Annotated in this window: 16 protein-coding genes; 1 reads left to right on the forward strand and 15 read right to left on the reverse strand. The window is 38.8% G+C overall.

Annotated features, from left to right (window positions below; translation table 11 throughout):
- Positions 1–230 precede the first annotated feature (230 nt).
- The 11 genes from MSG66_RS14860 to MSG66_RS14910 form a co-directional block, all read right to left on the reverse strand.
- Entirely contained in the window at positions 231–875 is a 645-nt protein-coding gene (locus MSG66_RS14860) for a tRNA-(ms[2]io[6]A)-hydroxylase (protein WP_133972263.1), read from the reverse strand.
- Between the two features lie 6 nt (positions 876–881).
- Positions 882–1,607, reverse strand: a complete 726-nt coding sequence (pdxJ, locus tag MSG66_RS14865) for a pyridoxine 5'-phosphate synthase (RefSeq protein ID WP_133972261.1) — start codon at positions 1,605–1,607, stop codon at positions 882–884.
- A 13-nt stretch (positions 1,608–1,620) separates the two neighbouring features.
- The gene (gene recO, locus MSG66_RS14870; RefSeq protein WP_262472604.1) at positions 1,621–2,334 is read right to left on the reverse strand and encodes a DNA repair protein RecO; all 714 of its coding nucleotides are present in this window, start codon (positions 2,332–2,334) and stop codon (positions 1,621–1,623) included.
- A gap of 9 nt (positions 2,335–2,343) precedes the next feature.
- Positions 2,344–2,547, reverse strand: coding sequence for an NF038104 family lipoprotein (locus tag MSG66_RS14875; protein ID WP_133972259.1), 204 nt, complete (start codon positions 2,545–2,547; stop codon positions 2,344–2,346).
- Positions 2,548–2,576: 29 nt separating this feature from the next.
- On the reverse strand, positions 2,577–3,599 hold the full coding sequence (era, locus tag MSG66_RS14880; protein WP_133976197.1) for a GTPase Era: 1,023 nt from the start codon (positions 3,597–3,599) through the stop codon (positions 2,577–2,579).
- Between the two features lie 11 nt (positions 3,600–3,610).
- The gene (rnc, locus tag MSG66_RS14885; RefSeq protein WP_004643662.1) at positions 3,611–4,303 is read right to left on the reverse strand and encodes a ribonuclease III; all 693 of its coding nucleotides are present in this window, start codon (positions 4,301–4,303) and stop codon (positions 3,611–3,613) included.
- Positions 4,275–4,649, reverse strand: coding sequence for a DUF4845 domain-containing protein (locus tag MSG66_RS14890; protein ID WP_133972257.1), 375 nt, complete (start codon positions 4,647–4,649; stop codon positions 4,275–4,277). The genes rnc and MSG66_RS14890 overlap by 29 nt, the downstream gene beginning before the upstream one ends.
- A 24-nt stretch (positions 4,650–4,673) precedes the next feature.
- The gene (gene lepB / locus MSG66_RS14895; RefSeq protein WP_262472601.1) at positions 4,674–5,501 is read right to left on the reverse strand and encodes a signal peptidase I; all 828 of its coding nucleotides are present in this window, start codon (positions 5,499–5,501) and stop codon (positions 4,674–4,676) included.
- A 76-nt stretch (positions 5,502–5,577) separates the two neighbouring features.
- The gene (gene lepA, locus MSG66_RS14900; protein ID WP_133972255.1) at positions 5,578–7,395 is read right to left on the reverse strand and encodes a translation elongation factor 4; all 1,818 of its coding nucleotides are present in this window, start codon (positions 7,393–7,395) and stop codon (positions 5,578–5,580) included.
- Between the two features lie 176 nt (positions 7,396–7,571).
- Positions 7,572–8,021, reverse strand: a complete 450-nt coding sequence (locus MSG66_RS14905; protein ID WP_324654491.1) for an acyl-CoA thioesterase — start codon at positions 8,019–8,021, stop codon at positions 7,572–7,574.
- Between the two features lie 124 nt (positions 8,022–8,145).
- Positions 8,146–9,522 (reverse strand): Do family serine endopeptidase, encoded by a 1,377-nt coding sequence (locus MSG66_RS14910; protein WP_197730988.1) that lies wholly within the window; start codon positions 9,520–9,522, stop codon positions 8,146–8,148.
- A 230-nt stretch (positions 9,523–9,752) separates the two neighbouring features.
- Between MSG66_RS14910 and nadB the strand changes: the two genes are divergently transcribed.
- Positions 9,753–11,396 (forward strand): L-aspartate oxidase, encoded by a 1,644-nt coding sequence (gene nadB / locus MSG66_RS14915; RefSeq protein ID WP_133972253.1) that lies wholly within the window; start codon positions 9,753–9,755, stop codon positions 11,394–11,396.
- Positions 11,397–11,451: 55 nt separating this feature from the next.
- Here the strand turns inward: nadB and MSG66_RS14920 are convergent, their stop codons facing one another.
- From MSG66_RS14920 to pabC, 4 genes are all read right to left on the reverse strand, one after another.
- Entirely contained in the window at positions 11,452–11,868 is a 417-nt protein-coding gene (locus MSG66_RS14920; protein WP_202743024.1) for a PaaI family thioesterase, read from the reverse strand.
- Positions 11,869–12,005: 137 nt separating this feature from the next.
- Complete coding sequence (gene tmk / locus MSG66_RS14925) at positions 12,006–12,605, reverse strand: dTMP kinase (protein ID WP_262472594.1); 600 nt, start codon at positions 12,603–12,605, stop codon at positions 12,006–12,008.
- A 9-nt stretch (positions 12,606–12,614) separates the two neighbouring features.
- Positions 12,615–13,685: an endolytic transglycosylase MltG gene (mltG, locus tag MSG66_RS14930; RefSeq protein WP_324654492.1), complete on the reverse strand. Its 1,071-nt coding sequence runs from the start codon at positions 13,683–13,685 to the stop codon at positions 12,615–12,617.
- A 1-nt stretch (position 13,686) separates the two neighbouring features.
- A complete protein-coding gene (gene pabC / locus MSG66_RS14935; RefSeq protein ID WP_324654493.1) occupies positions 13,687–14,499 on the reverse strand; it encodes an aminodeoxychorismate lyase in 813 nt (270 codons plus the stop codon).
- Positions 14,500–14,649: the final 150 nt, after the last annotated feature.

Genomic DNA, 14,649 nt, shown 5'->3' on the forward strand with positions numbered 1-14,649 from the left:
GTATATTTACATAATATTCGTTATTACTTTAAAAATAAAAATTTTCGAAAATTTTATTACGAATAATAAAAATCGAGAAAATAAAAATATATGAATATAGTTTTATTAAGATTAACAGGTAATAAACAGCGCAGATCTGAGCTAACCAATCCTAAAAATTAATTTAAAATTAAAGGGTTAAAATAAAAAAGTTTATCTAGATAAGATAAACTTTTTTAAAACTTTTAATATTATGCAGGCACACCACTGTGAAAACGGAAGGTATCATCAGGCGTTAAAATCAGATTCTTTTCAACCTCACGAATATGCTCAATGCGCTGTTGAATATCCTCTTTAGGATTTTTCATTTTTGCATTTTTTGCAGCATCAAGTGCAAGTGCCAAATAGTCTTCAAAATGACGAGACTCCGACTTAAGCAAGTAGCGATAATAGCGCCCCAACTCTTCATCTACGCGTGGAGCAAGTGCATGGAAACGTTCGCATGAGCGAGCCTCAACAAAAGCACCTACCACTAGTACATCAATTAAAGCTTCGGGTTCATAAGTACGAATCTCTTTACGCAAGCCACCCGCATAGCGCCCTGCACTTAAGCCATCCCATTTCTGACCACGCTTGGCCATAAGCTCAAGCACCTGTTCATAATGGAGCATTTCTTCCCGTACTAGTTGTGCAAGCTTTACTTGCAAATCAGGAAAAAAGCTATAACGGAACATTAAGTTCATTGCTGTACTAGCTGCTTTTTTTTCGCAATTAGCATGATCTTGCATCAAGATATCTAAATTATTAATTGCCTCATCTAACCACGCGTTTGGTGTTTGACATCCTAAAAAAGCCAAGACAGGTTGCATTAATTCATCGTAATTGATACTCGACATAACCAATTAACCTGCCACCTGAATTGCCGCTTTCATATCTTTAACAGCTTGAACCAGACCTACAAAAATGCTGTCAGCAATAATCGAGTGCCCAATGTTTAACTCGTGAATTTGTGAGATAGCAGCAATTGGAGCAACATTCTTTAAATTAAGTCCGTGACCCGCATTTACCACCAAACCTTTTGAAGCTGCGTATTCCACACCTTTTATAATACGTGCTAGTTCTTCTTGCTGCTCTTGTTCTGTTATCGCGTCTGCATAGGCCCCCGTGTGTAATTCAATAGTAGGTGCTCCACAAGCAATTGCTGCATCAATCTGAGCTAAATCGGCATCAATAAATAATGATACATCACAACCAATAGCAGCCAAGGCCTGAGTTGCAGCTTTAACCTTATCAAAGTTACCTACTACATCTAAACCACCTTCAGTTGTTACTTCTTGGCGTCTTTCTGGCACGAAGCATACATGCTGTGGCTGAATTTCTTTGGCAAACTCAACCATTTCATCAGTAACAGCCATTTCTAGATTCATGCGTGTTTTTAATAATGGTCGCATACGACGTACGTCATCATCCTGAATATGGCGACGATCTTCACGCAAATGCAAGGTAATCCCTTCTGCACCAGCTTGTTCACAAATGAGAGCAGCTTCTACAGGGTCTGGATAAGTAGTACCGCGCGCCTGTCTTAAAGTAGCAACATGGTCTATGTTTACACCAAGCAATGCAGCCATAAATAAATCCTAATTACGATTGAGTTTGAGTATTTTGAATCCACAATTGTCGACTTTTTAGAGGACGATCTCCTAAAAGCGATGTAATCATTTGACGGTATAGTTTACCTAATAATTGCAGTTGTTCGTGAGAAAAATCCTGCCCTTGCTCATAATCCACCATAGACAAAATCGCTTTTCCTGACAAAGAGGAACGACTCGCCTGCGCAATGGGAGCAAAACCTTCGGTCACTTGAAATTGATAAAACTGATGAGGCTGAATCGGCTGCTGCTGAGTATCAACTGAAAAATCAAGTGCGTATCCCAATTCAGGCAAAAGCACATGTTCGAACTGGCGCAGTATCTGTCTTAAAAAAAGATCGGGGTGATCAGTAGAAGCCAACTGCTGTAACTGCAATAGCGTTAACTGATATTGCTCAAAAGATTGAGGCATTGGTTCTTCTAGTGGACATAGCCGAAGAATGATTTCACTTAAATAAAATCCGGCAAAAAAGGCGTCACCAAAAAAGAAAACAGGCTGATTTAATATTTCTAACTTGGTAAAGTTTTTTAGCTCACTTTTACCTGTCGCTTGTAATCGGATAGGTTGATACTGAGGGGGCGGAGTCTGTCTTAAAATACCATCGACTCGCCCATATTCCTGAGTAAAAAGATGCACAATATGACTTTTTTCACGGTACTTACGGTGATGAATCATATATCCATGGAGGACTTCATTGCGCATCATAAAAAGAAACTATTCCTCAGATTCTTTTTCTTTTTTGTCATCCTCATCATCACCATCAGGAATCACCGCACCTACAACAGCCGCTGTACCTTTGACAACACCTTTTGTAGTTTTATAGGCGATCCCTACTGGTACGGTTACAAGCTTATATACACAACCTTGTAACATCAATGTACATCCAACTATAGTCACCAATGATGTAATTGTTTTCATACCAGTATCCTTATCCTTATCCTTATCCTTTAGATATCACTATATCCTAAGCTTTTTAAGGCACGCTCATCATCAGACCAGCCACCCTTCACTTTCACCCAAAGTGTGAGCATAATTTTTTGCTCAAACATTTTTTCCATGTCTTTTCGGGCATCCATACCGATTGTTTTAAGCTTGGCACCTTTTTCACCAATTACAATCGCTTTTTGGCCCGCACGATCTACAAAAATCGTTGCATCAATATAAGTACAAGCTGGTTTTAAACGACCCGTTTTTTCACTAACAGCAGCTTCTTCCGTTTTGAAAGATTCGATTTGTACTGTTAAATCATAAGGTAGTTCTTCACCTAACTGGCGCATGATTTTTTCACGAATAATTTCGCTAGCTAAAAAGCGTTCAGAACGGTCAGTAATCTGATCAAATGAATACAAAGGCGCTTGATAAGGAAGATACTTCTCAATCGTTTCACTCAAGTGTTCCAGATTTGCTCCGCGTAATGCAGATACAGGAACGATCTCGGCAAAATTCATAAGCTTTGCACGCTCTTGAATTAAAGGCAGAATATCTCTTTTATCTTCAAAAGTATCAGCCTTGTTAATCACCAAAATAACTGGCATTTCAGCATTCTTGAGTTTTTCAAGCACTAAATCATCATTTGGGGTCCACTTATAAGCATCAATAACAAATAAGACCAAATTGACGTCACGTAATGCAGAATGAGCTGCACGGTTCATCATTTTATTAATAGCGCGTACTTCTTTTTTATGCATACCTGGGGTATCTACATATACCGCCTGCATTTTTTCACGCGAATCAATACCAATAATTTTATGACGTGTTGTTTGAGGTTTACGCGAAGTAATAGAGAGCTTTTGACCTAACAAATGGTTCATGAGGGTAGATTTACCCACATTTGGACGTCCTACAATCGCCACAAATCCGCTCTTAAAATCCGAAGGAATTGTCACGCCTTTGGAACTAAAAAATTGATCAATCAGATTATTAGGATCTTGGTTATCATTTGAATCTGGATTGATTTGATCAGAATGCATCGACATGCAGGTTATTGCTCCAATAACTTTAAAATTTCCGCCGCTGCTGCCTGCTCGGCAAAACGACGACTTGAACCCTCACCATAAATCTTTGATAAACCATCAATCAAACATTCAACTTTAAAGTGCTGGTGAGGTGCATCACCCTGAATATCTACAACCTCGTAAACAGGGAGAGGTTTTTTACGTGCTTGTAGATACTCTTGTAAACGTGATTTCGGGTCTTTAAGTTGATCCGTAGGTTCAATATGGTCTAAATAGGGTACATACCATTTTAGCACAATATCTGTAAGTAAGTTGAGATCACCACTATCAATATAAATTGCACCAATAATCGCTTCTACCGTGTCAGCCAATATTGACTCACGATGATGACCACCAGATTTCAATTCACCCGTACTTAATATTAAACACCGACTAAGTTGCAAATCGGTTGCAATCTTACCTAAAGCTTCCTGACGTACTAAAGTCGCTCGCATACGCGTTAGACGACCTTCGTTTTCATTTGGATAGGCATGATATAGATAATTGGCAACAATCATACCTAATAATGAATCGCCTAAAAATTCCAAGCGCTCGTAATTGTATTTATGACTCACCGAACGATGAGTCAAAGCTAACTGTAACAATTCAAGCTGCTTGAATTGATATCCGATTCGACTCAATAAGCGAGGATCACTTAGTTTGAACTGATGTTTTATCAAAACTCTTCTCAAATGTTAAAACTAAATCAATATTTGATAAGAAAGGTTTTCTTACTTCATATTTCTTTTTGACTATCAGACCAGACTGATTAAACACTTGCGCAATCTCTTTAAAGTGGAGATCACGAATATTGTTCATTTCCAGTCGCTGATCCATTTGTGTCGCAAACTTCTGTGGTGTGATCTCAGAAGAGCTTTCTTGTAAAAGCTCCTCTATCTGATTATTAATCAAGCGATCATCCCAATATGCTGGCCAAACTGCAAGTACAGCTTTTACTGCAACTGCAAATATAACCACCCCAAATAAAATTGCTAAATACGAAGTACCTTGTTGTGCCTTACGCATTTCTTTTTTTCCTAATGGTTGTTTTTAATCTATTTTTCCATTTCGGCCAAAGTTAGGAAGATGTAAACCCGGTTCTTTATGCATCCACACATAGAATGCTCGCCCTGTTAAATTTTCTTCAGGAACGAAGCCCCAGAAACGACTGTCTGCACTTTGATCACGGTTATCTCCCATTGCAAAGTAATGTCCTTTTGGAACAGTCACTTCCCAATATAAACCGTCTTGGTTTGCATATTTACCATTTTCAACATAGTTGATAAACGGTGCTTGACGCGCCACATTTACGCCTTCAAGTTCACGCATCATAAAGGTGTGCTCACCTATCGTCTCTTTATGATAAATAGACGTTGGGGTATCTAACACATCTTTTTCGCGACTAAACTGTGTTAATACTTTCGGTACTTTTTGTCCGTTAATAATCAATTGTCCATGATCATAAACAAGATGATCACCCGGCAAACCGATTACACGTTTAATATAACTAATGGTAGGTTGAGGTGGATAACGAAATACAATCACATCACCACGCTTGGGTTCTCCCACATCAATAATTTTCTTATTGACGATAGGTAAACGCACACCATAATCAAATTTATTAACCAGAATAAAATCACCAGTTTCTAAAGTGGGTACCATAGAGTCTGATGGAATATTAAATGGTTCATAAAGAAATGAACGAAGTACAAGTACTACAGCTAAAACTGGCCAAAAGTCATAGGCCCAGGTAATAACAAAATTTTCGTTCCCGCGCCCTTTATTTGCACGCTGTTTGAATACAAGTTTATCTAACAACCACACTGCAAATAGAATCAGCGTAACTGGAACAAGAATTAAATTAAAATCAAAATCCACACGACCTCACTCGCAGCCTAGCTGCTTGTCTTAAAGTAGGGAAAAGCAATATTTTGCTTCCCCCTACCCTCATTTCTTATCTTTCTACTTTCAATACAGCCAAGAACGCTTCTTGTGGAATTTCAACACTTCCCACTTGTTTCATACGTTTCTTACCTTCTTTTTGTTTAGAAAGTAGTTTTTTCTTACGTGAAACGTCACCACCATAACATTTCGCTAATACGTTTTTACGCATCGCTTTTACAGTAGAACGAGCAATAATCTGTGCACCGATAGCCGCCTGAATAGCAACGTCGTACATTTGGCGAGGAATCAAATCTTTCATTTTCTCAACCAATGCAATACCACGATGACGTGCGTCATTACGGTGACAAATCATAGCCAAGGCATCAACCTTGTCACTATTAATTAATACATCAACCTTAACTAAAGCTGAACTTTCGAAACGTACAAAGTTATAGTCTAGCGATGCAAAACCACGAGAACATGATTTTAATTTATCAAAGAAATCCATAACGACTTCAGCCATCGGGATTTCAAAGGTAATAGAAACTTGATTACCCAAGAATTTCATATCTTTTTGAACACCACGGCGTTCAATACATAGGGTCATTACATTCCCTAAGTATTCTTGAGGAACAAGGATATGACACTCTGCAATCGGCTCGCGCAAATCTTCTACAGTAGATCCGTCTGGCATTTTTGATGGACTATCGATATAAATCGTTTCGCCCTTCTTGGTTAATGCTTCATAAATTACGGTAGGCGCAGAACTGATTAGATCAAGGTCATATTCACGCTCTAAACGCTCTTGTACAATCTCCATGTGTAGCATTCCTAAGAAGCCACAACGGAAACCAAAACCTAATGCATCTGAGCTTTCTGGTTCAAAAAATAAAGCCGAGTCGTTGATCTGCAATTTTTGTAGTGCTTCACGGAATGGCTCAAAATCACTCGCATCAATCGGGAAAAGACCAGCATAAACCTGCGGTTTAACCTTTTTAAAACCCGGTAAAATAGCAACATCAGGTGTAGCAGCAAGGGTAATAGTGTCACCTACTGGTGCACCAAAAATATCTTTAATACCCGCAATAACAAAACCTACTTCACCAGCTTCAAGAATATCTGTTTCAGTATGCTTAGGATTAAATACACCCACTGAAGTTACCGGATGAGTTTGTCCTGTCGATTTAACCAACATTTTGTCGCCCTTACGGATACGACCTTGTTTAATACGTACAAGAGAAACTACACCTAGGTAGTTATCAAACCATGAATCGATAATTAATGCCTGCAATGGAGCATCACGATTGCCTTCAGGTGATGGAATAACATCGACTAAACGCTCTAAAACACCTTCAACACCTAAACCAGTTTTTGCTGAACAGGTTGGTGCGTCGGTTGCTTCAATTCCGATAATTTCTTCAATTTCATGAATTACACGTTCAGGTTCAGCCTGCGGTAAATCAATTTTATTTAAAATAGGAAGAACTTCGAGACCTTGTTCAATTGCGGTATAACAGTTTGCAACTGATTGTGCTTCTACGCCTTGCGCAGCATCTACAACCAATAGCGCACCTTCACATGCGGCTAAAGAACGAGAAACTTCATACGAGAAGTCTACGTGTCCAGGAGTATCAATAAAGTTAAGTTGATATTCCTGACCATTCGGATGAGTGTAATACAGCGTGACAGAAGCGGCTTTAATGGTAATCCCACGTTCACGCTCAAGCTCCATTGAGTCCAAGACTTGGGCTTGCATTTCACGATCTTGTAGACCACCACACATCTGAATAAAACGGTCAGCCAATGTAGACTTACCATGGTCAATGTGAGCAATAATCGAGAAATTTCGTATATTTTTGATATCGACGGATTTTTTAGCTTGCGCCATGGGTTACCTTGAGAAAATATAGAGTGCTATGTAGCTTGTTTTAATACACAGCCAAAGCAGTTAAATTAATTGCGTGCGATTATAACAGATGGATATTTTAAAGTATCCAAAATAATCATTACCTTTTACTTATGTTTTTAAAAGGCCAATGCAGCCCAATTCCTTCTTAAGCAACCTCATGTATAAGAAACAGTAAAATCATAAGGGTTTATGCTTGAATCAAGTGGCTTGTATGCATGGGTAAAAGTTGGAGACATTCGTTTTGGGCACCCTGTGGCAATTTCAATACATGCCCATTTGGTATTTCCAACAAATAATACAGCCGGATCTGATGGACGGAAAAATACATACTGGCGGAAAGAATAAAGCGCGTTGATATCATCTAACCATGTGCGTAATACAATTTGTTCACCTTCAAATGCAGCTTTACGATATTGCACATGATGCTCAACCGCGACCATTGCATGCTTTAACTCAAGATACTTAGTTACCCCTACTCCTAATGTTTCAACATGAGCAGCAGCTACATCTTGCATCCACTGTACATACATTACATTATTCACATGTCCTAATGCATCAATATGATGTGACTGTACCTGAATATGTAAATCAAAAATACTACTCACAAATGTTCACTCTTATTTATTAACGTTCAAACTAAAATAAGTGTAGGTAGATATCACTATACGCTCAAGATAAATAACAAAAAACCACCCATATTTAAGGTGGTTCATTGTTTCTTTTTTAAGTTTACTGGATACGTAAACCAAGCATTGCGCGTTGTCCCTGACGAATAATCGCAACACGTGCTACCGTATTTTTTTGCAAGTTAGAAACAACTTTTGCAAAATCCTGACTATTTAAAATCTGGTTATTGTTGACTTGAATAATCACATCACCCGGAATGATATTTGACAATGACGCTAAGCCACCACGGCGAACATCTTGTACATAGATACCACCTTTTACACTTAAAGCACTTTTTTCTGGTTCAGCTAAATCACGAATGCTCATTCCTAGAACTGGACCTTTAGACACCGCAGCTTGTGCTCCTGTAGCAGGAGTCTCATCTGGTGCAGTACTTAAAGTCGCCGAAATATTACGGGTTTTATCATCACGTAATACTTCAAACTGAACAGTTTGATTTGGTTGTACCTTATTCAAAGAATAGAGTAAATCACTAGTACGAAGTACAGGGACGCCATTTAATTTTAAGATGACATCTCCAGCTCTAAGTCCTGCTTTTTGTGCAGGTGAGTTTGGAGAAATCTGAGTAATTAAAGCGCCTTCAGGCTTAGGCAATTTGTAAGCATCTGCAAGATTACGATCAATATCTTGCATCATTACGCCAAGATAAGAACGTGTGACCTTACCTTTAGTTTTAAGCTGATCAGCTACATCCATTGCTACATCAATTGGGATAGAGAAAGATAACCCCATATATCCGCCAGTACCGCTAAATATACGAGAGTTAACTCCGACCACTTCACCATTTTGGTTAAATAGTGGCCCACCAGAGTTACCGGGATTTAGCGCAACATCAGTTTGAATAAACGGTACTGAAGTTTCGCCCATCATATTTCGTGATTTAGCACTGACAATACCCGCAGATGCTGAATAGTCAAAACCAAATGGAGAACCAATTGCTAAAACAGGCTCTCCTACTCGTAAGCGGTCAACGTTCCCTACTCGTAAAGCTGGATAGCTATTTCCGGTCACCTTTAACAATGCAACGTCTGTACGCTCATCGCTACCAACAACTGTTGCATCAATTTCACGTCGATCATTTAAAGTAATACTAATGCGTGAAGCATTTTCAATCACATGATGGTTTGTGAGTAGGTAACCATCTTTACTAATAAAAAATGCACTACCATATGCAGTCTTTTCTTGTGGGCCTTGTTGCTGTGGAATGATGACCTGATTTCCGAAGAAACGTTTTAAAATTTCAGGAACTTGCTGCTGCAACAACTCATCCTGAGTCATTTTTTTTACGACATTCACACTCACCACTGCTGGACTAACTTGTTCAACGAGGTTTGAAAAATCAACAGCAGCATTTGTCTGAACAGCAGCAACTGTAAATACCGCTGCATACATTCCTTGTTGTAAATAGCGAGTTTTCATTTGGTGCTCACCCACAATTGGTCTACGAGAAAAAGAATAAAACTTTTGTATCACAACACTTTGGAGTTGTGGGTAACAATATGTTTATTTGTAATACATCATCACAATGATTATTTTACGCATTGCAACTTTTTAAGCCAATTGCAATTTTTCTGTGAGTTAGAGCGCTTAAGCTCTTGCCTTTTTAGATAAAAAGGGGTGTCATTAGCGGACGTTTTAAATTGTTGCGAATGGACATGCCTAATTTACAGACAATTCACCACTTTGACGTGATTATTGTGGGCAGCGGCGGCGCTGGTTTAAGTCTGGCTTTATCGTTACCAAATCATTTTAATATTGCAGTTTTAGCCAAAGCTGCTTTAACTGAAGCAAGTACCTTCTACGCTCAAGGTGGTGTTGCTGCTGTTCTTGATGAGACTGACTCTATTCAACAACACATTAATGACACTATGATTGCAGGTGCTCATTTGTGTGAAATGGATGCGGTTCAGCATACTGTAGAAGGTGGTCGCTCTTCTGTAGATTTTCTATTAAAGCAAGGCGTTCAGTTTACCCTAGATGAAGATGAACAACTTCATTTAACCCGAGAAGGTGGCCATTCACACCGCCGCATTATTCATTCTGCTGATGCAACAGGCAAAGCTATTTCAACCACTTTAGTTGAACGTGCTAAAGAACGAAAAAATATTACTATTTTTGAAAATTATATTGCGATTGATTTAATTACAACACATAAATTAGGCCATACCGAACAAGCGAATCGTGCTATTGGTTTATACGCATTAGATGAAAATACAGAAAAGGTGCATACCGTCCTTGCACCATTTACCGCGCTTGCTTGCGGTGGTGCAATGAAAGCTTACCTATACACATCTAATCCAGATATTGCTACAGGTGACGGCATTGCCATGGCTTACCGTGCGGGTTGCCGTGTAGCGAACATGGAATTTAACCAATTCCATCCAACTTGTCTCTATCACCCTCAAGCTCGTTCTTTTTTAATTACTGAAGCTATGCGTGGTGAAGGTGCGTATTTACGCTTACCTGATGGTGAACGTTTCATGCTTCGTTTTGATGAGCGTGCGGAACTAGCTCCACGCGATATTGTCGCACGTACCATTGACCACGAAATCAAACGTCTCGGTATTCGCCATGTGTGGTTAGACATTACCCACAAATCACCTGAATTTATTAAAGAACACTTCCCTACACTTTATGCACGTTTATTAGAGCTCGGCATCGACATTACCAAAGATATGATTCCTGTCGTACCTGCTGCTCATTACACCTGTGGCGGTGTTGTAGTCGACTCAAATAGCCAAACCGATATTGAAGGCTTATATGCGATTGGTGAAACATCTTATACGGGTTTACATGGTGCAAACCGTATGGCAAGTAACTCATTACTTGAGTGCTTCGTCTATGGCATGAGCGCAGCAAAAGACATCGAAAATAAATTTGATGAAGATTTAAAACTACCAGAAGTACCGTCTTGGGATGACTCTCAAGTTACCAATCCCGATGAAGATGTGGTGATTTTACAAAACTGGGATGAGTTACGTTCCACCATGTGGAATTACGTCGGTATTGTCAGAACCACGAAACGTTTAGAACGTGCTTTACACCGTATTGAAATGTTAAAGCGTGAGATTACTGAATACTATCAAGACTATCGTGTGAGCAAGAATCTGATTGAACTGCGTAATCTTGTTCTCGTATCTGAGATGATTGTTCGTTGTGCAATGCAACGTAAAGAGTCTCGAGGTTTGCACTACACTCTAGATTATCCAGAAACCTCTAAAGAAATACGCAAGACCGTTTTGACTCCGCCTAATTTTGCAGTAGAACAACCATTGGTTAATACTGATATTTAAGCTGTTTTTCTACAAAAAAGCACAGTTCAGACTGTGCTTTTTATTACTTTAATATTTATGATCGAGGTGGAATTGAGTAAGTCGCGGTAACATGCGCCACAGGTTCATCTAATCCCACTGAATAAATCCAAACTTCACCAACAACCAAGCTCTTCCCGACTTTCATCAGTTTACATTCACTGCGCAAGTCTTGATCACCTGCGGGTTTTCTTAAAAAATTAATATTAAAATTAGTCGTCACAGCTAAACCAACAATTCCAATTTCACCCAATATTGCAATATATAAAGCAAAGTCAGCCAAAGTCATCATGGTTGGACCAGATACTGTGCCGCCCGGACGTTGATGCTTTTGATCGATATGATAATAAACAACTGCTGCTTTTGGGGTAACTGATTCAACAGTACAATGCTCTAGACTTTGTGGAAATTCCTTTTTAAGAAAAGCCACGATTTCTTCTTTTGAACTTTTCATCCTTGTTATTCTTCAATCTATAAAACATATGTAAGATAGCATAAGAAAATGAAGAATATTTTCTATGACGATTCAAACCAGAATTGTCGTTATTTTTAACCACTCCCATAAAATATGAGAGTGGCCCATACACTTATCTATCCTAAATATTGCAAAGCTTGCTCAAAAACCTGATCAGGACTTTGTGTAGCATCTAATCGCTTAATCCGTTCTGGTTCAGCTTTCCACAAGGTTTCATAACCTTCACGAACCTTGGTAAAGAAGCTTAACTTTTCTTGTTCAAATCGATCTAAAGCTCCGCGTTCGCGTGCGCGATCCATGCCTAACTCAATCGGTGCATCTAACCAGAATGTAATATCTGGCATGCGTGAAACAAAGTTCTGATTTAAAAGCTGTAATTTATCTTGGCTTAAACCACGACCAGAACATTGATAAGCAAAACTTGCATCGGTAAAACGGTCACTTAGCACAATTTTTTTGGCTTCTAAAGCAGGTACAATGACTTGCTGTAAATGTTGCGCACGGGCAGCATAAATCAGAAGCAACTCAGTATCATGACTCATATTTTCATCATGATTAACCGCCAAAAGCATAGCGCGAATTTGTTCAGCTAGCGGTGTGCCACCCGGTTCACGTGTTAAAACAACCTGTTTACCTTGTTCTTCAAAATGCTGATGAATTTTTCGAATAAGCGTAGTTTTGCCTACACCTTCCGTGCCTTCAAAGCTAATAAACATCTTTTTTCCTTATTTCTTCGATCTCAACACGGATAAATAGTCTTGCACCGCTTGATTATGCGCTTGCAAGCTTGCCGTAAATTTATGACCACCATTTCCGGTTGCAACAAAATAGATGTTGTTTGAATCATCTGGATGCAACGCAGCTTCAATTGCTTTCTGGCTCGGCAAAGCAATTGGTGTTGGCGGTAAGCCATTAATGGTATAGGTATTATATGCTGTTGGGGTACGAAGGTCTTCTCGGGTAATGTTACCTCGATAAGTTTCACCCATACCGTAAATCACAGTTGGATCAGTTTGTAGACGCATACCCATTTTTAAACGGCGTACAAAAACACCCGAAACCTGTGTGAGTTCACTGTCTAAGCTCGTTTCTTTTTCAACAATAGAAGCCATAATTAATGCTTCATATTTATCTTTATAAGGTAAATATGGTGCACGATTTGCCCAAGCTGCATCCAATGCTTTCCTTTGGCGATGATATAAATCGGTAAGGATTTTCTTGTCAGTCTCGCCTTTAGCAAAAAAGTAGGTATTCGGTGCAAACAAACCTTCAGGATGATCATACGGAATGCCCAATGCTTTCATGAGCTGATCGTCAGGTAAATCTAATATTGTATTTTTTACGTTTTTATCATTTTTTAGTGCAGTAATAAGCTGTTTAAAAGTTGTACCTTCAATGACCAAAACACGGTTCATCTGAGCATTATCCGCATCAGATAACATCTCTAATACTTCTCTTACACTCATTCCCTGTTCAATTTCATACACACCAGCTTTCATGCTGTCATGAATCATAAATTTCTGATAAAGCTTCAATACTACTGGAAAGCTAACTTGGCCTTCTTTCGCCAACCGATCAATAAAACCAGAATAGGTTTCACCAGATGTAATCGATAACATCTGTTTTTTGCCTTCAATAGGATAAGCTTTAAATAAACTCGACCATAAAATGGCAAAAGTAGAAATTAAGACAATAAAAAGGCCAATTAAAACCAGTCGCTTAGAAAATTTTGGAGCTTGTTTCTTGTTATTTTTCTTGGCGTTTTTTGCTTTCGCATTCACAGGTGGCTTCGGCATATTAATGAATCTGATTCAAGTTAAGGATATGAAATAAATCTATGCATGCCTGTGTTTCTAGCGTTTTTTCACCTAAATGAGTGACCACTCGCATAGGGTGTAAAGCATTACAGAAGAATAGACTTTGTATTTCAGATACTTCATCTAATTCAACCACACGTACTTCACAGGCAATACCATGGTGCTGCATACGCGCCAGAATTTCTGCCCGCATTACACCGTGGACGCCATTATAGCGAAGTTCAGGAGTAATCCATCTATCATTTAAACGAATAAAACAATTACTACTGATCCCTTCAACAATATAACCTTGTACATCAGTAACTAATGCTTCAGTCCACCCCAGTTGATCTGCTTCTTTTTTTAGCAATACTTGTTCAAGACGGTTTAAAGATTTAAGCCCAACTAAACTCGGCATGGTTAAACCTAAGGCCTGATTTAAAACTCCACACTGGATAGAGTCTGGCTGAAATGGCTCTAAAGCTTTTGGATAAAACCAGGTATAAACATCCGCCGCATGCTTCGGCAAACTATAGCCTCGGTCACCTTCCCCTCGGCTAATCACAATTTTTAAAGTGCCATTAAGCACCAAATGTTGCTTTTGTAGTTGCTGCAAACTCTGTTCTATTAATTCAAAATCCGCAGTTAAAAACAGTTTTTGACATGCAAGTTTTAGCCGTTCCCAATGTCTTTCTTTAAGCTCAATCTTATTTTGAAAAACACGAATTGTGGTAAAGCACCCATCACCATAATGAAATGCTCGATCGAGTAAAGGAATGGTTTCAACAGGTTGCCCATTTTTAAAACACCACATGTTTAATCCACCCTCTGCTTAAAACGATCCAACAATACAACACCTTTCATTTAAATAATAAATGACTGATTTTTAAAAATTATACCGATTTCGTACCTACTTTTGAAACTTGTTATATATCAAGATTTAAGAATAACTTATCTGTTTTTA

It is taken from the genome of Acinetobacter sp. IK31, assembly GCF_035615195.1.
Lineage (GTDB): Bacteria > Pseudomonadota > Gammaproteobacteria > Pseudomonadales > Moraxellaceae > Acinetobacter > Acinetobacter calcoaceticus_C.

Excerpts from the sequence above, each read along its gene's own strand:
- nadB (WP_133972253.1), top strand. The coding sequence starts at position 9,753 with ATGGACATGCCTAATTTACAGACAATTCACCACTTTGACGTGATTATT.
- pdxJ (WP_133972261.1), bottom strand. The coding sequence starts at position 1,607 with ATGGCTGCATTGCTTGGTGTAAACATAGACCATGTTGCTACTTTAAGA.
- recO (WP_262472604.1), bottom strand. The coding sequence starts at position 2,334 with ATGATGCGCAATGAAGTCCTCCATGGATATATGATTCATCACCGTAAG.
- pabC (WP_324654493.1), bottom strand. The coding sequence starts at position 14,499 with ATGTGGTGTTTTAAAAATGGGCAACCTGTTGAAACCATTCCTTTACTC.
- MSG66_RS14920 (WP_202743024.1), bottom strand. The coding sequence starts at position 11,868 with ATGAAAAGTTCAAAAGAAGAAATCGTGGCTTTTCTTAAAAAGGAATTT.
- tmk (WP_262472594.1), bottom strand. The coding sequence starts at position 12,605 with ATGTTTATTAGCTTTGAAGGCACGGAAGGTGTAGGCAAAACTACGCTT.
- era (WP_133976197.1), bottom strand. The coding sequence starts at position 3,599 with ATGCATTCTGATCAAATCAATCCAGATTCAAATGATAACCAAGATCCT.
- MSG66_RS14875 (WP_133972259.1), bottom strand. The coding sequence starts at position 2,547 with ATGAAAACAATTACATCATTGGTGACTATAGTTGGATGTACATTGATG.
- MSG66_RS14910 (WP_197730988.1), bottom strand. The coding sequence starts at position 9,522 with ATGAAAACTCGCTATTTACAACAAGGAATGTATGCAGCGGTATTTACA.
- lepA (WP_133972255.1), bottom strand. The coding sequence starts at position 7,395 with ATGGCGCAAGCTAAAAAATCCGTCGATATCAAAAATATACGAAATTTC.
- mltG (WP_324654492.1), bottom strand. The coding sequence starts at position 13,685 with ATGCCGAAGCCACCTGTGAATGCGAAAGCAAAAAACGCCAAGAAAAAT.
- MSG66_RS14860 (WP_133972263.1), bottom strand. The coding sequence starts at position 875 with ATGTCGAGTATCAATTACGATGAATTAATGCAACCTGTCTTGGCTTTT.
- MSG66_RS14890 (WP_133972257.1), bottom strand. The coding sequence starts at position 4,649 with ATGCGTAAGGCACAACAAGGTACTTCGTATTTAGCAATTTTATTTGGG.